The sequence below is a fragment of the Butyrivibrio proteoclasticus genome (assembly GCF_900115735.1).
GTDB lineage: Bacteria > Bacillota > Clostridia > Lachnospirales > Lachnospiraceae > Butyrivibrio > Butyrivibrio proteoclasticus_B.
In genome coordinates this window covers 1-25,930 of the sequence record NZ_FOXO01000033.1, presented here as the reverse complement: position 1 = coordinate 25,930, position 25,930 = coordinate 1, and the positions used below count along the sequence as shown (strand labels likewise).

At 38.9% G+C, this 25,930-nt stretch carries 30 protein-coding genes and 2 pseudogenes; 4 read left to right on the top strand and 28 right to left on the bottom strand.

The genetic code is table 11. The annotated features are described in order from the left end of the window. Position 1: 1 nt before the first annotated feature. The 5 genes from BM146_RS15920 to BM146_RS15900 all read right to left on the bottom strand — a co-directional run bounded on the left by BM146_RS15920 (position 2) and on the right by BM146_RS15900 (position 5,827). Positions 2 to 1,168, bottom strand: coding sequence for a Gfo/Idh/MocA family protein (locus BM146_RS15920; RefSeq protein WP_074891208.1), 1,167 nt, complete (start codon positions 1,166 to 1,168; stop codon positions 2 to 4). Positions 1,169 to 1,182: 14 nt separating this feature from the next. Continuing rightward, positions 1,183 to 2,268 (bottom strand): Gfo/Idh/MocA family protein, encoded by a 1,086-nt coding sequence (locus BM146_RS15915; protein ID WP_074891206.1) that lies wholly within the window; start codon positions 2,266 to 2,268, stop codon positions 1,183 to 1,185. Between the two features lie 67 nt (positions 2,269 to 2,335). Further along, positions 2,336 to 3,997, bottom strand: a complete 1,662-nt coding sequence (locus tag BM146_RS15910; RefSeq protein WP_074891204.1) for an extracellular solute-binding protein — start codon at positions 3,995 to 3,997, stop codon at positions 2,336 to 2,338. Between the two features lie 39 nt (positions 3,998 to 4,036). Then, positions 4,037 to 4,906: a carbohydrate ABC transporter permease gene (locus BM146_RS15905; RefSeq protein WP_074891202.1), complete on the bottom strand. Its 870-nt coding sequence runs from the start codon at positions 4,904 to 4,906 to the stop codon at positions 4,037 to 4,039. Between the two features lie 15 nt (positions 4,907 to 4,921). Further along, the gene (locus tag BM146_RS15900) at positions 4,922 to 5,827 is read right to left on the bottom strand and encodes an ABC transporter permease (protein ID WP_074891200.1); all 906 of its coding nucleotides are present in this window, start codon (positions 5,825 to 5,827) and stop codon (positions 4,922 to 4,924) included. 280 nt (positions 5,828 to 6,107) lie between these two features. Between BM146_RS15900 and BM146_RS15895 the strand changes: the two genes are divergently transcribed. After that, positions 6,108 to 6,980 (top strand): AraC family transcriptional regulator, encoded by an 873-nt coding sequence (locus tag BM146_RS15895; RefSeq protein ID WP_074891198.1) that lies wholly within the window; start codon positions 6,108 to 6,110, stop codon positions 6,978 to 6,980. A 210-nt stretch (positions 6,981 to 7,190) separates the two neighbouring features. Here BM146_RS15895 and BM146_RS15890 read toward each other — a convergent pair whose 3' ends face one another. The 4 genes from BM146_RS15890 to BM146_RS15875 all read right to left on the bottom strand — a co-directional run bounded on the left by BM146_RS15890 (position 7,191) and on the right by BM146_RS15875 (position 10,076). After that, entirely contained in the window at positions 7,191 to 8,540 is a 1,350-nt protein-coding gene (locus BM146_RS15890; protein ID WP_074891196.1) for an MATE family efflux transporter, read from the bottom strand. A 50-nt stretch (positions 8,541 to 8,590) separates the two neighbouring features. Continuing rightward, positions 8,591 to 9,253: an alpha/beta hydrolase gene (locus BM146_RS15885; RefSeq protein ID WP_074891194.1), complete on the bottom strand. Its 663-nt coding sequence runs from the start codon at positions 9,251 to 9,253 to the stop codon at positions 8,591 to 8,593. A 281-nt stretch (positions 9,254 to 9,534) separates the two neighbouring features. Next, positions 9,535 to 9,834 carry a type II toxin-antitoxin system PemK/MazF family toxin gene (locus BM146_RS15880; RefSeq protein ID WP_074891192.1) on the bottom strand — a complete coding sequence of 100 codons (300 nt, stop codon included), beginning with the start codon at positions 9,832 to 9,834 and terminating at the stop codon, positions 9,535 to 9,537. Further along, positions 9,831 to 10,076, bottom strand: a complete 246-nt coding sequence (locus BM146_RS15875; RefSeq protein WP_074891190.1) for an AbrB/MazE/SpoVT family DNA-binding domain-containing protein — start codon at positions 10,074 to 10,076, stop codon at positions 9,831 to 9,833. Before BM146_RS15875 ends, BM146_RS15880 begins: the two co-directional genes overlap by 4 nt. A gap of 26 nt (positions 10,077 to 10,102) precedes the next feature. Between BM146_RS15875 and BM146_RS20535 the strand changes: the two genes are divergently transcribed. Together BM146_RS20535 and BM146_RS20530 are read left to right on the top strand one after the other, a co-directional pair. Next, positions 10,103 to 10,435 carry a phage integrase N-terminal SAM-like domain-containing protein gene (locus BM146_RS20535; RefSeq protein ID WP_074891188.1) on the top strand — a complete coding sequence of 111 codons (333 nt, stop codon included), beginning with the start codon at positions 10,103 to 10,105 and terminating at the stop codon, positions 10,433 to 10,435. 18 nt (positions 10,436 to 10,453) lie between these two features. Further along, positions 10,454 to 10,897 carry an IS91 family transposase gene (locus BM146_RS20530; protein WP_083413600.1) on the top strand — a complete coding sequence of 148 codons (444 nt, stop codon included), beginning with the start codon at positions 10,454 to 10,456 and terminating at the stop codon, positions 10,895 to 10,897. 1,031 nt (positions 10,898 to 11,928) lie between these two features. Here the strand turns inward: BM146_RS20530 and BM146_RS19630 are convergent. Both BM146_RS19630 and BM146_RS15855 read right to left on the bottom strand, forming a co-directional pair. Continuing rightward, positions 11,929 to 12,126 (bottom strand): hypothetical protein, encoded by a 198-nt coding sequence (locus tag BM146_RS19630; protein WP_177201705.1) that lies wholly within the window; start codon positions 12,124 to 12,126, stop codon positions 11,929 to 11,931. A 4-nt stretch (positions 12,127 to 12,130) separates the two neighbouring features. Further along, the gene (locus BM146_RS15855) at positions 12,131 to 12,310 is read right to left on the bottom strand and encodes a hypothetical protein (protein ID WP_074891182.1); all 180 of its coding nucleotides are present in this window, start codon (positions 12,308 to 12,310) and stop codon (positions 12,131 to 12,133) included. A 329-nt stretch (positions 12,311 to 12,639) separates the two neighbouring features. Here BM146_RS15855 and BM146_RS15850 point away from each other — a divergent pair, with 329 nt between their 5' ends. After that, on the top strand, positions 12,640 to 13,728 hold the full coding sequence (locus BM146_RS15850) for an acyltransferase family protein (RefSeq protein WP_074891180.1): 1,089 nt from the start codon (positions 12,640 to 12,642) through the stop codon (positions 13,726 to 13,728). On the opposite strand, the gene BM146_RS20450 is transcribed toward BM146_RS15850, so the two are convergent. The 17 genes and pseudogenes from BM146_RS20450 to BM146_RS15770 all read right to left on the bottom strand — a co-directional run bounded on the left by BM146_RS20450 (position 13,723) and on the right by BM146_RS15770 (position 25,018). Then, positions 13,723 to 13,887 (bottom strand): alpha-L-rhamnosidase-related protein, encoded by a 165-nt coding sequence (locus tag BM146_RS20450; RefSeq protein WP_242949421.1) that lies wholly within the window; start codon positions 13,885 to 13,887, stop codon positions 13,723 to 13,725. The genes BM146_RS15850 and BM146_RS20450 overlap by 6 nt on opposite strands. Positions 13,888 to 13,917: 30 nt before the next feature. After that, on the bottom strand, positions 13,918 to 14,496 hold the full coding sequence (locus tag BM146_RS15845; RefSeq protein WP_074891178.1) for a TetR/AcrR family transcriptional regulator: 579 nt from the start codon (positions 14,494 to 14,496) through the stop codon (positions 13,918 to 13,920). A 204-nt stretch (positions 14,497 to 14,700) separates the two neighbouring features. Then, positions 14,701 to 15,804 carry an IS200/IS605 family element RNA-guided endonuclease TnpB gene (tnpB, locus tag BM146_RS15840; RefSeq protein ID WP_074891176.1) on the bottom strand — a complete coding sequence of 368 codons (1,104 nt, stop codon included), beginning with the start codon at positions 15,802 to 15,804 and terminating at the stop codon, positions 14,701 to 14,703. Beyond that, positions 15,797 to 15,973, bottom strand: a complete 177-nt coding sequence (locus tag BM146_RS15835) for a helix-turn-helix domain-containing protein (RefSeq protein WP_074891174.1) — start codon at positions 15,971 to 15,973, stop codon at positions 15,797 to 15,799. The genes tnpB and BM146_RS15835 overlap by 8 nt, the downstream gene beginning before the upstream one ends. A 59-nt stretch (positions 15,974 to 16,032) precedes the next feature. Continuing rightward, positions 16,033 to 16,376, bottom strand: a pseudogene (gene tnpA / locus BM146_RS20445) (IS200/IS605 family transposase). A 362-nt stretch (positions 16,377 to 16,738) separates the two neighbouring features. Beyond that, on the bottom strand, positions 16,739 to 17,011 hold the full coding sequence (locus BM146_RS15825; RefSeq protein WP_143087512.1) for a hypothetical protein: 273 nt from the start codon (positions 17,009 to 17,011) through the stop codon (positions 16,739 to 16,741). A 126-nt stretch (positions 17,012 to 17,137) separates the two neighbouring features. Next, entirely contained in the window at positions 17,138 to 18,004 is an 867-nt protein-coding gene (locus BM146_RS15815) for a carboxylesterase family protein (RefSeq protein ID WP_074891167.1), read from the bottom strand. Positions 18,005 to 18,196: 192 nt separating this feature from the next. Next, positions 18,197 to 18,457, bottom strand: a complete 261-nt coding sequence (locus BM146_RS20330) for a hypothetical protein (protein WP_330391848.1) — start codon at positions 18,455 to 18,457, stop codon at positions 18,197 to 18,199. Between the two features lie 437 nt (positions 18,458 to 18,894). Next, a pseudogene (locus BM146_RS20440) lies at positions 18,895 to 18,981 on the bottom strand (endonuclease V); the annotation flags it as partial. A gap of 96 nt (positions 18,982 to 19,077) precedes the next feature. Further along, positions 19,078 to 20,190, bottom strand: a complete 1,113-nt coding sequence (locus tag BM146_RS15805; protein WP_074891163.1) for a helix-turn-helix domain-containing protein — start codon at positions 20,188 to 20,190, stop codon at positions 19,078 to 19,080. Between the two features lie 26 nt (positions 20,191 to 20,216). Continuing rightward, on the bottom strand, positions 20,217 to 21,563 hold the full coding sequence (locus BM146_RS15800; RefSeq protein ID WP_074891161.1) for an MFS transporter: 1,347 nt from the start codon (positions 21,561 to 21,563) through the stop codon (positions 20,217 to 20,219). A 153-nt stretch (positions 21,564 to 21,716) separates the two neighbouring features. Next, positions 21,717 to 21,956: a helix-turn-helix transcriptional regulator gene (locus BM146_RS15795; protein ID WP_074891159.1), complete on the bottom strand. Its 240-nt coding sequence runs from the start codon at positions 21,954 to 21,956 to the stop codon at positions 21,717 to 21,719. Continuing rightward, a complete protein-coding gene (locus BM146_RS15790; RefSeq protein ID WP_074891157.1) occupies positions 21,953 to 22,426 on the bottom strand; it encodes a hypothetical protein in 474 nt (157 codons plus the stop codon). Before BM146_RS15790 ends, BM146_RS15795 begins: the two co-directional genes overlap by 4 nt. Positions 22,427 to 22,521: 95 nt before the next feature. Beyond that, positions 22,522 to 23,094 carry a RhuM family protein gene (rhuM, locus tag BM146_RS15785; protein ID WP_083413598.1) on the bottom strand — a complete coding sequence of 191 codons (573 nt, stop codon included), beginning with the start codon at positions 23,092 to 23,094 and terminating at the stop codon, positions 22,522 to 22,524. Next, positions 23,078 to 23,290: a helix-turn-helix domain-containing protein gene (locus tag BM146_RS15780; protein WP_074891152.1), complete on the bottom strand. Its 213-nt coding sequence runs from the start codon at positions 23,288 to 23,290 to the stop codon at positions 23,078 to 23,080. The genes rhuM and BM146_RS15780 overlap by 17 nt, the downstream gene beginning before the upstream one ends. Positions 23,291 to 23,569: 279 nt before the next feature. Then, positions 23,570 to 24,625, bottom strand: coding sequence for a DUF3795 domain-containing protein (locus BM146_RS20325; RefSeq protein WP_074891150.1), 1,056 nt, complete (start codon positions 24,623 to 24,625; stop codon positions 23,570 to 23,572). A 192-nt stretch (positions 24,626 to 24,817) separates the two neighbouring features. Further along, entirely contained in the window at positions 24,818 to 25,018 is a 201-nt protein-coding gene (locus BM146_RS15770) for a hypothetical protein (protein WP_074891148.1), read from the bottom strand. Positions 25,019 to 25,930: the final 912 nt, after the last annotated feature.

Below are 25,930 nucleotides of genomic sequence, written 5' to 3'. Positions count from 1 at the left end.
ATCAATAGTTTCCTACTGTTATTTTTTCCTCTGTAAAATTCTCAACAAATGATTTTTTTTCATAAAAGTGCACTGCGTTTTTCTGTATGCCGTCAGCCTTGTAATATTCCGAGTTCTCAGCTATAGGAAGGCTGATAGTTTTCTTTTCAAACCCCGCTACGTAAATAGCTGTTATTACTTCAATCGTTCTTTTTCCATCTTCTCCTGTTATCAGTGGTTTTCTGCCATTCTCCAATGCGGAAAGGTAATCATCTATCTCGCCGGTATGCCCTTCATATTTAAGATCAGGCAATTCATCATAGAACTTATTTATTTTCTCGATAAGTTCAGTGTTCCCCCCATCTACCGGGAATCCATTTTCCATTCCTACCTCAGCCTTAAGACTCCACGGCATGGAAATCTTGGCATCGGCACACTGAAGAGTGATTCCCTGTTCCTCACCATGGCTAACTACAGATGAAATAACTTCTGCCACAGATCCATCCTCATATTTCAGACATGCCAGTGACAAATCCTCCACTTCAGCATTATCATGCATAACATTGGTCAATACCGCGGTCGCTTCAACAGGAGATCTCTCTTCTATCCAATTGAGCATATCTATATGATGAACTGCATGATTAAGCGTAGGCCCACCTCCCTCTTTTTCCCAGGTTCCTCGCCACCAAAGATCATAGTAACAATGGGCTCTCCACCACTGGGAATCAACTCTGGCAAGACAGATTTTACCGGCAAGGCCTGACTTTGCCAGCTGTTTTAGCTTATATACCCCATCTCTGAATCTGTTCTGCGCTATTACTCCAAGGGTTACGTTGTTTTTCTTTTCAGCTTCCAACATCCTATCGCACTCTTCAAGGCTTGCTGCCATTGGCTTTTCCACAAGGACGTTTTTCCCGGCATTCATACAATCAATGCTTATTGATGCATGTACATAAGGTGGTGTACAGACATGAACTAAATCTATTTTTACGTCTGAAGCAAGCATACTCTTATGATCAGCAAATACTCTTACATCACTTCCAAGATTGTATTTTTCTTTTATGCTTTCAGCTTTATTGGGATATATATCGCAAAGAGCTACGATTTTGCATCTTTCAGGAAACTCCAACAGTCCCTGTACATGAAGATTGGAAATATTACCCGTTCCAACTATTGCAACGTTTATCATACTTTTCTCCCCTATTATTTATGCGTTAAATATTTAGCTTCCATTTCAGCTTTTACGCACAATTCAGCCGCTTTAAAGGCATGTTCCTGCGTCATTGCATTTTCAGTTCTGTTGATACAGTCCAAAATGAGCTGTCCAAAGAATGGGAATCCCACTTTTCCATTAACTTCAAAATGCTGTTCTCCATCCTTATTTACAAGATAAACATGATCACAGGTTCCATCTCCTGTACCAATGTTTACATACTTTCTTATCTCGATATATCCTTCAGTTCCAAGTATTATTGTTCTTCCATCTCCCCAGGTTGAGAGGCCATCCGGGGTAAACCAGTCAACTCTGAAATGCTGGGTTGTACCATTATCACCTACAATTATTGCATCACCAAAGTCTTCAAGTTCCGGATAATCCGGGTGCCCATAATTGCCAACTTCACTATATGCCACATGCGCATCTTTGACTCTGCAATAGTATAAAAACTGCTCTATCTGATGGGAACCAATATCACATAATATTCCGCCATATTTTTCTTTTTCAAAAAACCAGTCTGGTCTCCCCTTTGGATTACCTACTCTGTGAGGCCCAAAGCCATCCACATGGATGGGTGTTCCTATAGCCCCCTCATCCACAAGCTGGGCAGCAAAAACTGCAGACTCAACGTGGATTCTTTCACTGTAATAGACCATATATTTCTTTCCGGTTTTGGCTACTGTTTCTTTTGCCATTGAAAGCTGCTCCAAAGTCGTAAGTGGCGCTTTATCGGTAAAATAGTCTTTCCCATGCTCCATTACTCTTATTCCAAGTTCACACCTCTTCCAGGTCTCTGCCGCTCCACAAACAAGTTTTACTTCCGAATCATTTAATATCTCATCCTCTGAAGATGCTATTTTTACCTCCGGATATGCCTTCTGAAAAGCTTCAGCTTTTTTTACATCCCTGTCATATACCCACTTGAGCGTTGCTCCGGCTTCAATAAGTCCATTGCACATGCCATAGATATGACCATGATCAAGGGCTATCGCTGCAATGACGAATTCTCCTTTGTTCACAACCGGTGCCGGCTTACCTTTTGGTGCATAATTCATTCCATCTTTTTTATCCATAGCCCCAAATACTCCTCTTTTTTAATATAGGGAAACAGTCAAAATAACTGCTTCCCTATAGATATGGTTAGTTATTGTAATGCTCTTCTCTCTCTGAAATGATTGTGTCAATTCCTACTGACTTAAGTTCATCCATGTATTCGTTGTACATCTGATCAAATTCTTCAGGAGCACATGTGATCATCTTTACCTGATAATCATCTTTTGCTATGTTAAGATCTGTGATCAGATCTGCTGTAGAAGGTGATGTGTAGGATGCATCGTGATTAAGTGTTCCTGCAAGAGCATACTCATAGTTTTGGATAACATAATCTTCATATCCGGGAGCTTCCTTTGATGTGCACTTATTGAAGTCATCAACTGTCTCGAAGTATCCCTGATTACCTACAATAAAGAGGTCTGTTCTGATCCAGTCTTTATCCTGAGCATTGTATTCAGCATCTTTAACAACCGGAACTCCGTCAACCATATCGTAATGTTCGCCTTCAAATCCATGATAAAGAACGAAACCGCCATCTTCTGTGCACATCCAGTCAAGATATGTCATGCATGCTTCTACAACTTCTTCACTTGCTGTCTTAGGGCAGAAAGCAATAAGTCCGCCAGCACCATATGCTGCTGAATAAACCTGACCATCATTTATATTCTTGAACTGAGGAATAGAAACAAAATCTGCATCACTTACATTCTCTTTTAATGTCTTAAGAAGTGATCCACGAAGTACGTCAACATTACCGTTTACGCTGTATTCACAGAACCCAAGGTTACCGGTTACGATTTCACTCTTGAAATCATCTTCTGTAAGGTTATAATACTCCTGGTGAAGGATTCCGCCGTTGTAGAGTTTATTAAGGAACTGATAATAATCATACATACCAGGATCGTAGTAATCCTGAATGACATCCTCACCACCGCCGCATACATTAACTTTTAGCGGGTCCCCTGCAATCTTTGAAAATACCTGCTTTAAGTTCCAGCCGTTCCAAATAATTGCGCCAGAAACACCTGTCATACCATTTGGATTCTCATGAACCATCTTATCAAGTGCTGTGTACAGTTCATCGGGATTTGTAGGAATCTCAAGTCCCAGCTTATCAAGCCAGTCTTTTCTGATAAAGTAGTTACTCTTTGCAGTTGTAGCTCTCTTAGCCACGATACCATAGAGCTCGCCGCTTTCATTTCTTCCGATATCAATAACGTCACTTCCAAGATATTTTTTCATGTTAAGAGCCTGGTCAGCTCCATCAATGAACTCTGATAAATTCCATGTTCCGCCCTGGTTATAGTAGTCTTCTGCATAAGCATAAGTGTAAGTCAGCGTAAGGTCAGGAGCTGTCTGAGAAGCTACCATAGCCTGCATCTTTGTTACTTCATCCCATCTTGGAACAGGGACAAACTCTACGTTGATTCCAACCTTGTTCATCTGCTCATTTACATACTTTGTCCACTTGTTATCTGTGATAGTTGAGCCATCAGGAGCATTGCTTCTGTCAAAGAGTTCTACTGTGATCGTCACATTATCAAACTGCTTTGAGCCGTAAGTTGTCTGATACTTACTTGCTTCTGCAGCTGTAGCACTATCAGTGCTCTCAGTACTAGTCGCTGTTTGAGTCTGTGTCTCTGTTTTTGGTTCTGCCCCCGTCTCAGCCGGCGCTGTACTTCCGCATCCAACTACCATTGTTGCTGCAAGTGCAATAGCCAATGAGTTTTTCAATACTTTGTTTTTCATTAGTGCCTCCTTATTTTTTTACCCCCATATGAGGTATGATTATCCTTTTACTGATCCAACCATTACACCTTTAACGAAATACTTCTGAAGCCATGGATATACAATAAGAATAGGTATTGTTGATACAGCAACTGTCGCCATCTTAAGAGACTGGCTCATAACCTGCGTTCCGATACCCTCTGCATTTGCATTAGAGTTATTAAGCTCCTCTCCAAACAAAAGACTCCTGAGTCGAAGCTGTAATGTATACAGTTCAGGCTTTTGAATATAAATAAGTGCGTCAAAATATGTGTTCCAATAACCAACAGCATAGAACAGTCCCATGGTTGCGATGATAGGAACCGAAAGAGGAAGAATGATCTTATTTAATACCTTCATGTATGATGCGCCATCAATTCTTGCAGCCTCCTCCAAACTCTCCGGAATATTCTTAAAAAATGTTCTCATAACGATAAAGTTAAATACGTTGATGGACTGTGGTACAAACAGCGCAAATACTGTATCAAATAGTCCCAGAGACTTAACTGTCAGGAAAGTTGGGATCATTCCGCCGCTAAAATACATAGTAAAAAGAATAAACGCTGTAAAAAAGCTTCTTCCAGGCAAATCTTTTCTAGAAAGCGAAAATGATGCAAGAATTGTAAGAACAAGACTTAATGCTGTTCCTGCAACTGTTATGATCACAGTATTCTTCATCGCCATCCAAATTTGTGTCTTTCCAAGGATCTGTCTGTAAGCATCAATATTAAAATCGATCGGATAAAAAGTTACTCTCCCTGAAAGCACTGCATTATAACCACTTACTGAGTAAGCCAGTACATTCAAAAAAGGATATATGCATATAAAAGCAAGTACTGCTAAAAGCAGATCATTGACAATTAGTCCCGCTGTAAGTTTCTTTGTTTTCACGCTTTATTCCTCCCGTCAGATTATTCCGTCTTCGCCAATTGCCTTGGCAAACTTATCAGCAACAAACAGAATGATAATATTTATTACCGACTGAAAAAGGCCAATCGCAGTAGAATCACTATATTTTGCCTTTTCAATACCAATTCTGTAAGTGTATGTACTGATAACTTCTGATACATCCATTACTTTCTTGTTTCCCAAAAGAAGCGGAGCATCAAGACCAATTGACATCATCTTTGAAATCTGAAGAATAAGCATTGTAACAATTACTGACTTGATTGAGGGAAGAGTTATATAGATTAGTCTTTGAAATTCTGTGGCGCCATCCAGATATGCTGCTTCGTATAAGCTCTCATCCACACCTGTCAAAGCTGCGAGATAAATAATAGTTCCCCATCCTATCTCTTTCCACACATTACATACAACATAAGTGAATATCCACCATCCATGATCACTCATAAACGGAATAGGACTTCCTCCCATATTTTCAATCACTCTGTTGATGCTTCCGTTTGTCATAGAGAAAAGATTTGTAGCAATTCCTGCTACAACTACCCATGATATAAAATGTGGTAAATATAAAACTGACTGGGTTATTCTCTTGAAATGTTTGTTTCTTACTTCATTAAGCATAAGAGACACGATGATCGTAAGCGGAAAGCTTACAAATAAAGTAGCAAAATTCAACACTAAAGTATTTCTTATAGCGTTCCAAAAATTTTTGCTCTTAAAGATTTTTGAGAATACTTCAAATCCGCACCAGGGACTGTCTGTAATCCCTTTAAAAACGTTGTAATTCTTGAATGCAATGGTGATTCCATACATTGGGATATACTTAAACACTACATAATATAAAATTACCGGTACCAGCATCACGTATATCCACTTATAGTTCCATACCTTCCTTATTGTCTTTCTCATTTGTTTCACCCCAACTTTTTTTCTGAAAAAGAACCTTCCCCTAGTTGTAAATATAACACTACCCCTTTGATGTTTCTTACACTTCTATGTATATTTTTTTTGCGCAAAATGACCTCTTTAAGATAGCAATATCTGCACATTTAATGTGTTTTTCTGATATTTTTTGCGTATTTGTATGATTTTAACAAAATATTAATATCAGATTGTGCAATGTATATATATTGTGTTTCTATCAATATTGCATTATCCTATTTTTAATATCTTGATAAGGAGAATTGTTATGACAGGCAAGAAGATACTAAAGAAATTTCAGCCGGTAAAAGGAGATCTTCAATGTGAAGTAAAGTCTATCGATGCTCCATTCGACTATACTGATGACATGCACAATCATTTCTGCCACGAGATATTGATCTTACTAGACGGAGAAATCTGGTTATACACCGAGTTTTCAGGAAAAGTCATGCATAAGGGGGATGTTGCTTTCATACCTCACTACCTGTTTCACACGGCAGATATTCACACTCTTAATAAATATGACCGCGTCGTTATAAACGTTTCTGACGCGGTTCTCAAAAAAGCTTCTAACAAAAAGTTCTCTCTATGCTCATGTTTTGAGCCATATGACAGTGAAGACAAATCTCTTCACTCTATACATCTGTCAGAAGAAGAACTGGAGGAAATAAAAAAACAATGCATCTGCCTTCAAAAGAATATCGAACATCCTAAAGCTTCTTCCGATATTCTGGTCGACGCATATCTCAAACTGATAATGGTGAAACTCACTTCCAAACACTCTGATAATCCAATGGAAGATACTCCAAATGCCCTTCCAGATATTGTCAGCAGAACATTTGAATATATAGATGCACACTTAACTGAAGAGATTACCCTTAGTATCCTGGAAAAAGAAATTCATCACAATGGAACTTATATTTCACGCTGCGTTAAGAAATTTTCAGGACTTACAATACAGCAGTATATTATTGCCAAAAAGATTGCTCTGGCCTGCAAATTGCTACAGGAGGGCTATTCTCCCAGCGACGCATGTTATATGTCAGGTTTTAACAACTATTCCAATTTTTCCCGAACATTTTCCAAACGGATCGGATATTCACCAAAACAACTACAAATGGCAACCAGAAAAATTAAATAAATATTAACATTTTTCAATAACAATTTGTACGATATTTAATCTCGTTTAAGATTAGAAAAAACACCTTTTTATGACCGTCAGAACCGGATTTATCCAGAAGCATATTTTTAAAGCAATAAAGCTTTCTGTTACAAAAGATCCGGATGCAGAAGGTGAATGCTAAAAAAGGAGTCCTTGGATAATAATCCATGGACTCTTTTTCTTACCACTTTAGGCTATTGATTTAGTTCTTTTGCCAATTAAACAATAGTATGTCACCATGAGCATCAGAAAAGCTCCTATCCATGCAGATACTTCAGAAACGGCAATTCCCTTAAATCCGTTCCTTCCTACCAAAAAGCCAAAGATCAGTCTCATAATGACTTCAAGACCGCCTGAGAGCATTGGTATAAAGGTATTGCCCAATCCCTGAACAGAGTATCTGTATACAAAAAGCCATCCCAAGGCAAAAAAGCTCATTCCCATGATTGGCATAAAATCGGTGCAATAACCGATTATCATGTTGTCAGTCAGCAGCATCCTTGCCAGGCTTCCGGGCACAAATATCATAAGAAGCGATATAGGCACATTCACAAGTGTAGAGAGCATCAGGCCCTGTCTTACTCCTGTGCGTATCCTGTCATATTTGCCAGCACCCTTATTTTGCCCCACAAAGGTCATCATCGATAGGCCCACAGACATTCCGAACTGCTCAAAAAGAGATGCAAATTTCATGCAGGCTGAATACGCCGCTACATATGCGCTTCCCATAAGATTTACAAAGTACTGCAGAACCATAGCGCCTGCAGCTGTGACCGAATTCATAAATGCCACAGGAAGTCCTATTTTCATCAGTTCAACCAATATATTCTTTTCATCTGCTATTTCTGATGTATCTTTTTCCAGGCTCATAAAATTGATGGTTCTAAGCTTTTTAAGGCACAAAAGGTATGATACAAACTGTGAAACCACTGTTGCCACTGCTGCCCCGGCAACTCCTGTGCCAAAGGCCATTATCAAAATAATATCCAGCATGATGTTCACAAGTGAGGAACAGATCATAGCAGTAAGCGGTGTCCTGGAATCTCCCATTGACTGGAGAATTGTAATCTCAAGGTTATTCATAACCGTCACAACAATTCCCAGTAAGATCACCGCAAAATATCTATATGAATCGTCATAGATATCATCAGGAGTGTTCAAGAACGTCAGCATCTTATTGAGCAAAGAAACGCATACAACAGTAAAGGCTATTCCAAACGTGATGCTGAGCTTCTTGGCAGCTCTGATGTATGCATTTAGCAGACCCATATCGTTTTTTCCAAAGCTCTGGGCAAAGGTAATTCCAAATCCTCTTGTCATTCCTACAACAAATCCAAGTATAAGGAAGTTAAGTGTACCGGTTGCCCCAACAGCAGCCAGCGCCTGATCCGAGATTCCTTTGCCAACTATAATGCTATCCACAAGACTATATAGTTGTTGGAAAAGATTTCCCCATAATAAGGGCAAAAAGAACAGTATGATCTGTTTCATACTGTTTCCTGAGGTCATATTTTGTGTGGTCTGTTCTGTATTTGTCATGGCCGCTCTCTTTAGTCTTTCTCTTGATGTTAATTATTTAATAGTTAAGATCATTTAAGTATCCAGGCTATTCCCTTTGCAAGACGCAGATCCGCATCTTTGAAATGATTTCCGGGATTCATTTCAAACGTAGTTTCTATGCCCTTATTTTTGTATTGATCATAAACTTTTCCGGTCTTATCTTCAACTGTGCTAAGAAGCGCGTTGCGAGTGCGCGCCTCTTTATCACCAAGGGAAAAATATACTTTTGAAGGCATTTTACAAAAATCATTTTTTTCTACATATTCTAAAAATGAAGGATACCACATGGAACCAGATGCACTTACTGCTCTTGAGAACACATCAGTCCTGTACAAGCTGTAAATGGCGAACAATCCCCCAAGTGAATAGCCTGCGATGGCCGTATATTCAGGTTCTGCGCCAAGCTCATCTTTTATCGCAAGGATTATGCTCCCAGTCAGCTTATCAAGATATTTATCTGCCCCTCCTGTGTAGGGGCTGTCATTTTTATACAAAGGAGCACATTCCCAGGGGGACATCTCCTCATTCCAGTTGATATCACTTATTACAGCAAGATTCAGCTCTTTTTCCGTCATAGTACAAAGTGCGCTATAAACATCACTTCCATCGCCCTGAAATGTATTCATGACTATGAGTGGCGCAGCTTTCCACTTTTCGCCATATATATAGACATGTTTTCCTTCAACTATCATTTTGCATCTCCATTAAGTTCCATTTCATTATTCATTTTTACAAAGCCATATATTCTTGAACATAAAGTTCAAGAATATATCAACCATGCCAAATTGAATCGACTACGTCGATGAGGCATGGTTGACCCTTGTATCACCTTCTCACGAAACCCGCAGCAAGTGCGGGTTTCTGTAATTTCATTTAATAAGTCATGCATTTTTGAATCAACAATTCAAGAATGCATCAACCAAGCCAATTTAAATCGACTTCGTCGATGAGGCTAGTTCATTCATTTTCAGATCTAGTCAAAGATTCCTTGGATAGCGTCTGTGATATTTATAATGTCAGGATAATGTATCCTATCAATCTTTGAATAACCCCTGATATTCAAATCAAGGAGTGCCATTTTTTCGCATTGCACATAACCTTCTACATCTTCAGTTTTGATATGTATATGTAAGGGTCCTGCTTCCCCTTTTTCAAAAATAGGACAGCCGATTATTTCAAAGGTCTGATTAAAGAAATCCTTACTCACAATAAGAACCGGTTTCTTGATATGTTCAATCTTAAGTATATCCCCCTGATGCAATTCTTCCTTCATTCCCAAATCTCTCTTCCTACCGGTTCACCCCAGTCAAATTCACCGTCTAAATGGAGCTGCCCACCATATTCTGCAGCACGTTCTTCCAGTGTTCTATGTCTAAATGGTTTAACAAGCATTATCATGCCATTAGACACCTTGACATCGAGAACATCATCAACCGAAATAGCTGCCTCCTGAAGCACTTCTTTGGGTATTCTAATTCCCTGACTATTTCCCCATGCTTTAACTTGAGCCTGCATAAGCAATACCTCCTTTTGTATATACATTGTATATCCCAAAGGCAAAAAAATCAACTTACTCATCATTCAGGTTAGTACATTATGAAGAGTGCAGGATCAGGAATCGGTCTGAGGGCACTTGTAAGCAATACACATATCATATAGGTAAATTTCTGGAATGGGCCGGAAACAAACCTTTCAATGAACTTACGCTTTATGATGCGCGGGAATATATCATAAAAAAGCGAAATGATGGTGTCACACCGGAAAGCTGTAATGGCATTAATTCTGCGCTTTTTTTCTTCTACAGATACATTCTTCACGTCACCTGGGATCTTGACATAGTTCCCAGAATGAAGCGGAACTGGACATTACCCTAGGTTGCTTCCAGGGATGATATCGAAAAGCTGACCTACACAGGTGGTGCAGAAACACTTAGGAATCAATATGAATTCAAGTGTCTTCTTGATAAGCTCTACGCAATAGATTGGGTTGTGTATTCCAAACGGACATTTAAAGGGGCTCAGGAAGTCTTTAAATGCCTTGGAAAATATTCTCACAGGATTGCTATTAGCAACAGTCGTATTCTAAGCATGGATTCTGAGAACGTCACCTTTAGTGCAAAGGACTATCGTACAGATGGAAAATATAGGCCTATGACAATCTCAGGAGAAAAATTTCTGTCCCGTTTTTTGCTCCATATACTTCCCAAGGGATTTGTAAGGATACGCTACTATGGCCTTCTTGCCCGTAGATGTAAAACACAGAAAATGACTCTCTGTAGGAATCTGCTCAGCTGTAAAAAATACATTTCAAAGCTCAGAGGGAAAACAACCGCATAAAAGACTAAGATTCTTTATAAACATGACATTTGCAAATGCTCCAAATGTGGTGAACCTCTTATTACTTTTCGTATGTACGGCAGATATATGCTTTGTTGAATAAGTGGATCTCATATCGAAAAACAAGCCTTTTTACGAAGGCTTATTTGTCGTGGAATAAAGACTGTATTTATGCTTTGAGGGTGTCTAAAACCGTGAGATAATGATAAGATTTGTTTATGAGGTGGCAGATTGAAATTCCATAGCCACCCGGACGCGACTTAGTTCACTCAGATAAAAATCGGTCTGAAGCCCAAACAAAAGGACAGATTTTAGTTATATGAAGTCTGTTTTTTGTTTGGGCTTACACCGATTGTTTACGTTCCAATATAACTGACTATTACATTTTATTCTGCTTCTGCCGCTTTTCTTGAACTTGTTAAAATAGCAGTCGATTTAATAAGGCTGTACTGCCTTTATTGTAGTTTATTTAATAGTGGCAGTATTTTTTAGGCCTGTCTTTCTGCTTCTATCACATTTTTATAAATATAGGCAGTTTATTTTTTCTTAATTATTCTGCCTATATCGCAAACATCTCTAAAGAAGCAGAATAACAACTCAAATTTCAACTGCCTATATCAATAACACTCAAAATATGGGCAGAAATCATCCCGAATAATCAACTACCTATATCAGCATCACTCGGAATATAGGCAGAACCACAATCTAAAATTGAACTGCCACTAAATGAAGCCTCTTAGATAGAGGCAGTTTTACGCCAGCTCAAGTTGTACATAATCCTTAAATTTTTTCTTTGTAGCAACTGTTTATAATTATACCTATATCTACCATCCTGTTCAATATTAAGTGCATAAAACAATGGCGTTTTCACGCCCCTGCCTATTACACTATCAGTTATTTATCTCTCAGGTCTTAGATTATTCCTATTAAGATTAGGGACTTGTTGCTCTTTTCTCTGATCAACTATTGCCTGACTATCTCTTAGCTTTTGTAAAATGCTTGTTTTAGCCTTTTCAGCTATCTCAGGCTTCTTAGTCTTGTCCCACCATTCCTTGAATGTTTTGAAGGCTTTCGGCACACAAAAAAGACCCGGTACATTGTACCGAGTCTTTTGAAATCTGCAATAGCAGATGATTATCTCCGTTTTCACATTTAAGATCCGGATCAAGCTGATATAACGTAGATTTACCTGCACCATTAACTCCCGCAACTATAGTAAACTTTTTCATCTACTCAAAAAAGATTCATTTCAACAACTTCTTTTTGCCTTCTTTGGAGTAAAAAATCTCCTACCATCTCATAGAAATCTTTTTCTTCTTCAGTCTCACTCTCAAGAACAAGCTGTAAAGTATCCTTAGGATTTAATTTAGCTATTTCTTTATAGATATCACTATATTTTTTTACATCACACATAGACTTACCTCATGAATCAATACAATAATTTAAAAAAGAGAGTTCACGTATGAACTCTCCGGGCTATGGGCATCTCAAGATTCCATAGCGCATCCACTACATAAATTGCTCACTTATTAGGCTGTGCATCACCTTTAATAGAATAGCCAAGCTCCACGCTCGCCTAGGTCCCAAGTGTTATTCGCACCTGGCAACTCTGTTATTGATATAATAGCATATTTATAGGTTTTTTCAAGTTTCAGCCCTCACCAACCACCTATTGGTTAGTGGACATTTCTTTGCCTTACAATTACGATAATGTTAAAAATAATTGCAAAGGTGAGGTATTTATGAAAAAAAACTACTTAGACAATATCAGATGGGTAACCGTAGTTCTGGTTGTCATTTATCATGTGCTTTACATGTATAATGGCGAAGATATTCTTGGTGGCTTAGGAAAGATTACTGCTCTTGATGTGCAGTATTATGACATTTTCCTGTATGCAGTCTATCCGTGGTTTATGCTTCTGCTGTTCCTTATATCGGGAATATGCTCCAGATATTATTTGGATAATCATACCGCAAAGGAATTTGCAAAAAGCAGGACAAGAAAACTGTTGATTCCTTCTACTATAGGATTATTTGTATTTCAGTTCATCCAGGGATATGTCAATATGTCAATTAGCGACGCTTTCGATTCTATGCAGGAAGTACCTGGTGTAATCAAGTATTTAATCATGGCGTTAAGCGGAACCGGAGTTCTTTGGTACATACAGCTGTTATGGCTGTTTTCGATGGTGCTTTTGCTCGTTAGAAAAATCGAGAAGGATAGACTGTGGGAACTGGGAGGAAAGGCTAACATCATAGCAATACTTTTGATGACTGTAGTAATATGGGGAGCGGCGCAGATTTTTAATACTCCGGTTGTTGTGGTATATAGGTTCGGATATTACGGTGTTGCATTCATGCTTGGATATTTTGTGTTCTCACATGATGAAGTAATCGAGACGCTGAAGAAGTATTTCGTATTGCTGTTTGCACTTGCCGCAGGTGTGGGAATTTCATTCTGTGCCGTGTACTTTGGTAAAAACTATGCGGATGCTCCTATTAACAAATCAGTGCTATTTTCAGGATTTGGATGGCTTATGAGCATGGCGATTCTTAGCGGTGCATCAAAGTATGCTGATAAGCAAAATGCTTTTACGGCATGGATGAGCAAAAATAATTTCGGGCTATATGTATTCCATTATCTTGGGATATCAACAGTTGCTTTGCTTCTGGGAAAACCCGGGAATCTTCCGGCAACAATGGTTTATACCATCAGCCTGATTGCCGGATTTGTGGTAGCATATGCTTTGAATGCCGTGATATCAAGGATTCCTTTCTTCAGATGGGCGGTACTCGGAATAAAGAAAGAGAGAAAAAACGATGTTTCATGACAATCTGCGCATCTCCTGACCATCCATGGCGCTCTCTTGTGGGACATTCGTGGGACAGTCTGTAGGAAGATCGGCAGAATTGTTCTTAAGGGACCAAAGTGTATTCTCGACGAACTTATTAAGAAGTTCATTTGAACTGTCAAAAGAAAAAGTGTTGATTTGTAAATCCGATATAGTGTTTTTACTTCGTTATGGCTTGATGATACACTTCTGTATGACGCTTATGATCTCATCTTTTGACTCGGTGCATCCACCTCGTACCCACTCAGTGACAACTCCGATAATGCCCTTAAGATAAAAGACCATGATAAGCGGCTGTTCTTTTTTGGGAACTCCAAACCTTGTAAGAATGGGGCCAAATATAGTTTTAAACCATGTTTCATAGGTCTTTTCAGCGCCCATCATCTCATTCTTTTCATACATCAGGTAAAAGAGCTTGCGGTTCTCTTCCACAAAATCCAGATATGGCATCAGATACTTGGGTGTTACAAGAAATAGCTCATCCTCATTTTTTTCATCAACATCAAGTGCTCCCGGCCCCACAGCACCAAAGCGCCCAAAGAAATCTTTATACACAGCCTCCACAGTTTCCTGCAGAAGATCATTTACATTATCATAGTGAAGATAAAAGGTGGATCTGTTTACGCCAGCAGTTTCACATATCTCCTTAACAGAAATAAGTTCAAAGTCTTTACTGTCAAGAAGTGTCAGTAACGCTGTATGCATTTTTTCCGCAGACTTAAAATATTTGCTCTCATTCTTGTTCATGGCAAAGCACTCCTAACACCTGTAGACTCATACTAAAATGATATCACAATTTACCTTACTTATTGACACTCCCACAAGCTAAAGCTTGATGGGATTCTTGCTTCAACCACCACGGTTATTGTCACACTCTCCGTAGAGAGCAGTTTTCCCAACGATGTCCACAAGCGTTTGGTTCGGCATAGCCCATGCCTACATTGTTATTCGTTAAGCCGTCACGCGAAGTGACAGACCCATTTTTAGTATGTTTTTAGCGGCATTACCATCACGATCATGATATGTACCACAGACAGGACATTCCCATTCTCTAATGCTGAGATTTTTAATATTAGGATTCTTATATCCACAGCATCCACAAATCTGACTGCTTGGATAGAATCTTGGAACTTTGATTATCTCAGTACCATAGAAAGCAGATTTGTACTCAAGCATATCAAAGAACTTAGACCATGAAACATCACTAATTGCTTTAGCAAGTTTATGATTACGAACCATTCCTTTTACATTTAGATCTTCAATGCAGATGATTTGGTTTTCTTTCACCAGTTTTGCAGATTCTTTATGCAAAAAGTCATTACGCTGATTTGAAATCTTCTCATGGATTCTTGCAACTTTGATACGCTGTCTATTCCAATTAGATGAGCCTTTGACCATTCTGGAAAGTTTACGCTGCTCTTTAGCGAGTTTCTTTTCGGATTTGATAAGGTTTTTAGGATTCGTAAGGATGTTATTATTACTATCTGTATAGAAAGTCTTGATGCCAACATCCAATCCTATCATACAACCATCATTGGAATAGAATACATCAGGTACTTCAACATTAAGTACACAAAAATATTTACCGCTTGGAGTCTGTTTAATGGTAGCGTTATTGATTTTTCCATTAACGGGCATTGAAATTTTGGATTTAACATATCCAAGTTTAGGAAGTTTGATGTACTTTCCTGCAACTGAAATATTACCGCCAACATTCTGTGTGCGATAGTTTTTGTTGTGGCTATGTTTTGATTTGAATTTAGGAAATGATGCTCTTTTTGCAAAGAAGTTCTTATAGGCTTTATCCAAATCTCTGAGGGACTGCTGTAAAGCTATAGAATCAACTTCTTTAAGCCATGAATACTCTTCAGTTTTCTTCATGGAAGTGAGCATGGAACTAGTTTCTTTATATCCAATAGAATTACCATTCTTGTATTCTTCTATACGAAGAGCAAGTCCAGAATTATATACAACCCTGGAACAACCAAATGTTTTTTGAATAATGGTTTCTTGAATTCTGTTTGGATAGATTCTAAATTCCATTCCTTTAAGCATTTAACATTTCCTCTAATTCAATCACTCTGGCTATTAACCAAATTACATAATCAGGTGTTTTGCGTGTGCCTTGTTCCCATGTTTGTACTGTTCGTACATTAAGATGGAAACGCTTCGCAAACTGACCTTGTGAGAGTCCTGTTTTTTGGCGTAACTCTAAAATTGTCATAAGTATTACCTCTTGAGATTATTATACAACAATGTTGTATAATATCAAACATTTTTACCCTAATTCTCAATGTAATGTTTTAGAGTATCACTACTGACTTCACCTATGGAGCTTATGAAGTAACCATCTGACAAGAATGTTCTTTCTTTCCAAAAACATTTACTCAAGTAAGATGTGTATTTCTTCCAAATATGGAAGGTAGTGTAGGATTTAGAGTTCTGATATAATCTAACAAATTGATATTTGGAGTTGTTTCTATCATCATATGTAGATGATCCTTATCAGCTTCCATGTAATGTATCTGCACATTATGTTTGTCAGAGATAGTTTTTGCAAGTGTATTCATGTCTGAAGAAATATTATTAGCACTTAGTAAATGTCTACGATATTTACATACTAAAATTAAGTGGTAATAAAGCAGATATTTATTTCGATTTATTCTTTATTCATGGAATAGAATTATATCTTGTTTATCTCGCTTAGGCGAGATTTTGATTTAGTAGAACGGCTTTCATCCCATCAGCTAAAGCTAATGGGTTTTCAGCCGAAAGCAATTTTATAAAAGCAGCTACAGATTTCTCCATAGCTGCTGTAATGTGCCGTATTAAATTCTTATGCATTCTTGAATCAGAGATTCAAGAATGCCGCAAATAGGCCATTAAAAGTCGACTTCGTCGAAGGGCCTATTTGCCTCTCGTATCATGTTCTCACGAAATCCGCAGCTAGTGCGGATTTCTGTAATTTCATCTAAGAAGTCATGCTTTCTTACTGCTGGAACAACCATTCCATAACTGCTATACAGTTATAGGCGTAATCAAATGAAGCCATATGGTATGTTGCTCCGCCTCCGGTGCCTCCCCCATTTCCGCCCATCATTCCTTGAGGTTTCTCGCCAGTCATTTCCATTGACGGCTTATCTTCACTTACATCTGAAGAAGAATCTGTAACAGCCTCGGGATTTGAAAAGCCTCCTTCTTCAGAAGAACTCATCTGCCCGCCGTTTCCTCTTTCGCCAAAGCTGACATCTCCACCGCCCATAGGTGAATTGCCTGTTCCTGCATCAATCGTTCCTGTCTTCCAGGATATAAAGTACGCTCCTGTAGCTTCTCCACTGAATAATTCTGAGGCAGCTGCTGAAAGCTCATCTGCTGACCATGTGCCATTTCACTGTGCATATGTGTAAGTGACACCATCTGCATCATATCTGGCCATAAGGTCCTGTGCTCCGGTCCATGCACTCGTATCATCTTCAGCTGCGAAATAAACGAAGGTCTGCCCCTCCAGATTTGAAAGAAGTTCCGTATCCCACTGACCATCAACAAACATACATGCAGCATATAAATCCGGGTATTCCGATGCAAGTATGAGTGTCGTCATGCATCCCATGGACTGACCTGTTCCATAGATTCTATCAGTATCTACTGCGTACTCATCTGACATGTAATCAATAAATCTCTTGGTGAGCTCAACATATTCTGTTGTACTATATCCATCATGGTCATCAAGAATTGTTTCAGGATATGTTGGTACAGCTACTATGGTCGGATATACTGACTGCCATTCTGATGTTGCCCATACAAGACCACCAAGCCCCTGTGTAAGTGAATACTCTGCATCAGTTCCTGCAGTTGTTGAATCACCTATAAACACAACCATTGGATATTCTGCATTTTCATCATATCCTTCAGGAAGATACAGATTATAAGTTATAGAAAGACCTGTCTCCTCATCAGTATAAGTGAGCTGGTCAAAAAGATCTGTATATGTCTCCACAAGACCCTCTTCATCTTCCGCAAGCGTGTCACTGACAAGTCCCAGCTCTAACGTAGAACCGGTATCTGTAGTTGTTTCAGTTTCTGCAGCAGAATCTGAAGCTTCTTCTTTTACCTCTTCAGAAGAAGAACTTTCTTCCTGAGTGCTTTCCAATGATCCGGTCTGGGTACTATCTGCTTGCTGTGCCTGGCTTCCACAAGCAACTGCAGATACGGTTATCGCACATGTTGTCAAAATAGTTGCTAATCTCTTGAACATTATAAAATTCCTCCATATATCTGTTCCTGTTTATTAAATAGTTTTGGAGTATTTTATATTGCGAGCTACCATTCGCAGTAAGCCTGTTTTTCAGAATTTCTAAGAGTTCTGTTCTTCAGTTTACATTCTCATGATATATCCGTTAACTAAATCCAAACTAAAGAGCCTCTAAAAATATTCTGAAATCATTAGTTACTTATTTTCTCTTCCAGCTTCTTGCGCTGTCTTCTTTGATACGTTGTATTCCCGAGTCATCTTACAAAGTCCGAATGTGATCAACGTTGTTGCAACGATCTCAGAATTTCCAAGAAGTGATGCGTTGGCTGCTGTTCCAAGTTTTATGCCTATCATCAGCAGGATTGGCGCTATAATATCCAAAACAACTATTGCCTGACTTTCTCTTGAAATTACATGATTTGAGGTCAACGCATCCCCATGCAATAGTTGACCCATATAGAGTAATACCGGATTTGCAGTCAAATCCTCAACTGTAACTGGTTGACTTATATAGAATAATCTTGGAATTGCAGTCAATCTGACACTCTGCGATCATTGACTCAAACAGTATAAAACAAGATTTGTAGTCAAGAACACTCAGAAACACAAGCCAACTGACATGCCTAAATAGGTATTTGAAGCATCTTATAGAATTGTAAAGTGAAATTTTTAATTTCCGAATAGGAACGACTTAAATAGAAAACCAGAAGCCACCTGGGCTTCCGGTAATAGATTTTTGAATATTTCCAAAGAAACAACATTCTGCAATAGCAGATGATTATCTCTTTGAAAACTTTTTCAATGCCCTAAGTGCTGTGTTTGTGGCATTTCTAGGACGAGTTGCTGGTTACCTGCTGCGTACGCAAGAAAGCTCAGGGCTACTGTATGCGGCTGGTGGCAACTTTCCCTTTTGGAATTTTCTTTACCGCTTCATATATTCTTTTGGTTGGGGAATCTGTGACAAGATCATAGCTTAGCGCTTCTTCTCTTGTTTTCATCAGACTATACCCCTTCTTTACTCAAATATGATGCCTCCGGCGAAAGAGAAAATACTTTTTTAACTCTTCATAATCAGTCTATTTTACGCTATTCCAGTATTCAAGCGCTATTTCCATCTTTTTTATAACCTTAGGAGGCAGCACTTTAGGTCCCATATTAAAAAGATTATCGATGCCGACCACGGCTCCAACACCAAAATTATCATATAGAGAAATGTGATAATCCTTACTTCCATGCCAGAATTTGATTTTGCCGGCAAAATCATTTGAAGGATTTTTGTCGTACTGCTTTGCTATTTCTAAGGCTGTATCAATGCAGGTTTTCATTTCATCCTCATTTTTGAGACAGGTAAGAACCAACGCTTTAAAGACAAGCCCCATGATCTTCATCTTGGAAAGATAGCTGTTCTTGCTCATGTCAGTACTGGTAGCATCTACTATAGTCATATACCAATCCATAATCTCGCAAGCTTCCTTGTATGCCTTCGTATTGTCCATAGAAACCAGCACCATAAACATTTCTGTAGAAAACTCCAAGGTTTTGACTAGAATTGAAACCAGAACTCTTGTATAAACCTCCATTGCTTCCTCAGGCTTGCCCGTCATTCTTAAAATGTTAGCTATATTGATGTCTGCTATCCCCTGATAATTTATCTTTTTAAACTCCTCAAGAGATTTCTCAGGGTTATCACGACCTTTTATAGTTGCTATGCGATATTTAATGCCAAAGGTTTCCTGCTCCGGATTGTCACTCTGTGAAATATAGCGAAGAGACGACTCATAAAGTTCGATTGCTTTGTCCCGATAATCCTTCAAATCTTTCATCGATGAAACGATATGGTATGTGTCCGCACAGCTTGTGAGAATCTTAAAATTACCCGGATATCTAACCAGCGCTTTTTCTGCCTCAATGATAGCCTCGTCATATTTATCCTCATGTAAAAGAGCATCCAGCCTGTCAGAAATATCTTTGACGTTCTTGGAGGACATGCTATAGCCCAGAAGCACATCGACAGAAATACTAAAAAAGTCTGCCAGCTGCATAAGAGTTAGAATATCCGGCACATTACTGCCGCTTTCCCATTTTGATACAGCTCCAACCGTAACTCCAAAGGCTTCCGCCAGTTCTTCCTGGGTCAGATTCATGCTCTTTCGGTACTTCTTTATGTTTTCATTAAGCTTTATCTGCATTGCAAACTCCTTCAACGAAAGAATTTTTATACTAAATTTGCTGATACTTTCTCGTTTTTAATTCCAAGGGAGCCTTCCTCAATCTCCATCTGTGGCTTTACAAAGACTAAGATTGCAAGAATAGCTATTGCAAAAATCACGCAGAATACAAGAATTGCTCCTGTGCTGACCTTAGTCACAACTGCGCTTAAAAGAAGTGAACCCACAGGCATACATGCTGTTCCGCAAGCGCCCATTACTGCGGCTGCTCTTGCAATATATTTTGGATCAGCATTTTTCATAAACTGGATATTGATTGTACCGCCTATGATTGAAGCTGCCACCATCATGACAAAAAATGAAGCTGCTACGTCCACATAACAAGCAATATTATTTCCAGCAAAAACTCCACCGCATGCCATTCCAAGCATTCCTGCTCCGAGAAGAGAGGTTCCAAGCATGATCATCTTAAGTGGTGAAAGCTTCTGTGAAAGAACCGGTACGAGTGCGGATCCTGCAATACCTCCAATTGCAGCAAATGCACCTGCAATACTAAGGATTTCTCCGCCCATCTTGAAAATCTCGCTGGCAATTGGTGCCTGAAGTGCATTTATAGGAATGAGCATGAAGTTAAGGGCAACTGCAAGTAAACCATAATTACAGATAACTCGTGAGCTTGCCACATATCTAAAGCCGTCTAAAAAGAATTCAATTTTACTCTGCTCTATTTTGTTCTCTGTTTCTCCGGTAGCGGATGTTGTCTTGGATGCTTCATTTTGTGCCGCTTCGGTAACTTTTGCTCTCCCAGCCTTCATTGCACCGATAAGAGCCGCTGCAACTGCAAAAGTTACTACATCAATCATCATTGCTGCAGAAACACCTGCTGTTGCAATGATTACGCTGGCAGCACCTGTACCTGCCAATGATGCAGCACTTGAAAGCATGGAATTAAGACTCATTCCGCAGGTCATATGTTCTTTCTTGACCACCTGCATTGTAAATGCTGAAGTTGCAGGAAGATTAAAGGACTCCACTGTTGTGATGACCAAAGTAAAGATTGCCATAACCAGTGCATTCATCAGGCCTGCTCTATATAGAAGTGCAAACAATGTAATAATGACTGCTCTAAGAAGATGTGTTGCTACAATCACATGCTTCTTGTCCATCTTCTCAACAATAGCTCCTGCAAAGGGCTGAACCACCACGTTTGGAAGTGTATTAAGTGCAAAAACTATTGCTGACCATGCTGCGCTGTGTGTAATCTGATAAACCAGCCATGTAAAAGCGATTGCATCTACAGAATCACCAAATCGGTTGATAACCGTAGCAAAAATCAGCTTTCTATATTCACGTTCCTTAATGATTTCCCCATACATTTTCCTGTTCTGTTCCATATCTGAAGCCTCCTTACTTGTTTTCATGACTTCATTCTATATGGAACTCACACTTAGTATAATACACTTGTTGTACTAGTTGTAAAAGAAAAACTTTCCGCTGTGGAAAGTTTTATTTTTACTCTTGTAATTAACCCCGTCCCCCAGGTTCATTTAGTCCTGATTATTTACAAACAATTCCTGGAATTCCTTTCTTCCCGGAACCCACGCTTTCTCATAAATATGCGTAAAATGATTCTTAACAGTCTGCTCCGATATTCCAAGCATAAATGCTATTCTTCTATTTGAAAAACCGGACACCTTCAGAAAGCCCAGCTCCAGTTCACGTCTAGTAAAGCTGTATTTCTGAGCGACTTTGAGATACTGCTGTTTTGTTATCTCATTTTTCGTCATTCTCCCAGATCCATTTCTTCATTCATCTTCCGCTCTGCATTCAGCCTCAGTGGAAGAAGCAAAAACTCAATAATAACTGCATATAATCCGGCCAGAAAACAGACTGCCAAATTGGGACCTATCATATATGGATCGTCTAATCGTCCCATCAACAGAACTCCTGATATGATTATTGCAAAAAGAGCTGCATATATAGTAAGCTTCTGTGCCGCATCGACAGCGCCTATTATATTTTTCAGTTCCAACAGACTAAATGGCCTGATGCCAACTGAAAATGCTTTTAAGAAATTCTTCCATTCCCCCATGATAAGTAATCCCGGAACAAAGATTAGTACTATAAGCAGTATTGATGGCAAGTCAAGGAACCATAAGACAGCAGACATCCCCCAGCTTCCACCTAATACAGTCATCATAAATACCGCAATGAACAGTATCAATTCACCGATTAGAACCAGTCTTATATTCTTCATGGCAGGTCTCCTTTCAAATGCGAATAACTTTACCTACTTTGAACCTACCACAAACTTGTCAGAAAAGATATAGTACCTTTTGCTCCCGGGTCCACTTACTTTATCCCCTGTGCTATGAAAGTTCCATATTCCTTCTGAAGATTGATGGCTCCACCTTCTACATGAGGTAGCAGCATATTAAGAATCTCTTCTCTTTCCATAGTTCCAATGCCATGAAGAACCTTCAGACTCTGAAGGTAATCTGCAAGATCATCTATATTTGTAACATGAAGAGAATCCTCGTATCGGCGCACCTCTACATCCGCAAACTCTTTTCCCAGAACATCTCTTCCGTTCTGAAGGGTAAATAGATGGTTAGCCCACTGTCTAAACTCTGTTCCTCGTTGAGACTTCACGCGATACCCAACAGAAATAATTACATCGAGGCTGTAAAACTGGACGGGCTTATCTGAATTTGCAATGTGCATTTTTTGCACATTGCTTTCCTTCAAGAGTTCTTTTTCTTTGAATGTATTATTAACATGTCTTGTTATTACGGTTCTATCAACTTCAAACAATTCTGTCATCTGCGCTTGATTTAGCCAAACTGTATTACCATCCATCGGAACCGATAATGCCACTTTCTTATCTTTAGATTCAAACAATACTATTTCATTTTTGTTCATCATCTTGTCCTCTACTTTTCATCACCTTCTCATATTCAATCTGATAAGCAATCAGCCTCGGAATATACTCCGGAGGAGTTCTACGTCCCGCTTCCCAATCCTCTAAAGTGCGAACCGGAATACCTGTGTGAAATGAAAACTCTTTTCTTGTTTCTCCTGTGCTCTCCCTTAGTTGTTTAATTCTCTCCGCTATATCCATAATTGCACCTCCACGCAATGCGTTAAGTGAATTATATCATGCCTTTCCATTGCTCGCAATGCGTGCTTTTATATGTAATCAAAAAGGGAGTCCACACTTGAACTCCCTTAGCCATGGGCATCTCAAGATTCCACAGCGCATCCACTATTTAACTCGCTCATTTGTATGGCTGTGCATCACCTTTAATAGAATAGCCAAGCTCCACGCTCGGCTAGGTCCCAAGTGATATTCGCACCTGGCAACTCTGTTATTGATATAATAGCATATTTATAGGCTTTTTCAAGTTTCCTCCAGAATTCTCAGTCCTTCCTTATAATCCTGTCCCAAAACTTCCTGTGTCTTTTGGAAGTCATACTTCTCATGTAGTCTGTCATGAACCTTTAAGAACTCTTTCTTTCCGTATTTCCTTATATATAATGCCTGAGCCTTTGCTGCATTTGCTCCGTCATTTGATGGAATATAGAACCCTTTATTGCATTTTTCGAGTTCATCACACTCATAACATCCGTCCAAATCTTTTTCCTTACAGCATTTCACATTCGGACATATTCTGTCCTCAGCACAGGTGGCAAAAGAGCAGACATTGTACTTCGTTCTGCATGATCCGCACCACTCTGAAAGGAAACAGTGATTACAGGAAAAGCCACAATAAGCAACAGGATCAACACCCTTTCGTGCTATCTTGCAGAGTTTATTCTTGATGCGGCGCATGGCTTCGATATGCATGATCCAGTGACGGCAAAATGGCATCTGAATCAGTCCTTTTATATCCTTTCCGCACCAGTAATCAATCAGCCAAAAGGCATTCTCATTCTCACTGACACATTTACTGCGGATAAGTTTTTCCTTTACATCGCCGCCGAATTTTTGCTTTAAATCCTTGTATGTCAGATCTCCAAGAATCTGATCCGTAGACTCCTTTACAGCTTTTACATACAGATATAGTTCTTTAATATTCAGTTTTTCTGAAAACTCTGCAATCTCGTTTCCCTGAAGTTCATTACCCGTAGTAATAATAGGTGCGCCAATGCGATTATGAAAGTCATGTGTAAAAAGGATTTGACTATCCCCTGCTATCATCTCATGGGCAACTATATCTTCAATCCTGAAAATATGCCAGATAGAATAGGCAAGGGTTTTACTGTGATATCCATCTGCACCCGCAAAAGGCATTTTGTCAAAGGCCTCATCCGGGTATCCACTCACAATCTGAGTAATCTGCTCAAACATTTCCTCCCGGAAAGCCAAAAGCTTCTTTATAGCATCTTTAAAGGTTGCTTCCTTCGTCAGCAATTTCTGTATTTCTTTATTGTTTTCTGACCATGATTTGTCCATAATCTATCTTCTCTCATCGGTTAATCCAATATTATTCCATGGTGCTTTCTTACATTTTAATAAAGTCATATTAAAATAGGCAAGCCTTACCTAATTCTTTCATACTGTTACTCAAAAAAATGACGGGAAACTCTTCCCGCCTGCGGTGATCCAAATAGCTTTCGCTCAGATCAATATTATAATAACATATATTCACCTGAGATATTTATCCGCCAATTCACTGACAATCCTCGTATTCAAAACATCCTGTTCCGTCTCAAACGTAAGGATCAAGCGCTCTCCGGGAAGTATCCCGTTCATTTGATAGCTATTGAGCTTTTTAACCGCCTTGATGGCGTATTCAGGCTTGTCCATCATCAACTGATATGCGAAGTCGCCCTTCAGGCGTAGCAATATCTTTTTCTCTTGTATTAGCTATTATGCCTCGCAGGTGCTTTTGCTCCTGTAAAAGCATTTCTCTTAATCCATGCAATTATTTGTCCTCTTTTCTTTTATATTTTCTTTCGATTGGTGATAATAATAAGTATTTTCTTGTATTGAAGCTGTTTTCTTTTATTTAAATTGTTTTCTTTAGGAGATTATGAATTGATTCAAATAAGTTTTTATTAAGAATAGGTCAATTTTTTCATCAGAATATGATTCAAATAGAGCATTAGTAGAAATGAAGTCAACTAGCTACTTAGCCTTAAATTGACTCATTTTGAATAAGACCGGATTTGCAGTCATCTGACACTCTGCGATCATTGACTCAAACAGTATAAAACAAGATTTGTAGTCAAGAACACTCAGAAACACAAGCCAACTGACATGCCTAAATAGGGTATTTGAAGCATCTTATAGAATTGTAAAGTGAAATTTTTAATTCCCGAATAGGAACGACTTAAATAGAAAACCGGAAGCCACAATGGCTTCCGGCAATAGATCTTTGAATATTTCCAAAGAAATAAAATTCTGCAATAGCAGGTGATTATCTCTTTGAGAACTTTCTTACTGTCTTAAATGCCTTGTTTTGGGCATTTGTAAGGCGAGTTGCTGTTTACCTGCTGCGTACGGTAGAAAGCTCAGGGCTACTGTATGCTGCTGGTGGCAACTTTAATAACCGCAATCAAAAATAATACTCTGATTTTACTTTCTACTCATTAAATCTTTGTCTGTCTTTTGTAAGATTATCTTCCGGTAAAACTTACTATCACATTATCCCGGCAAACAGGAATTTATCAGTTCGAATCTACAAACTTATCAAATTCCGTCTGCACTCTCTCAAAGGTGTAGTTGATAACGCTATCAAAGCAATCGCTACGCAGC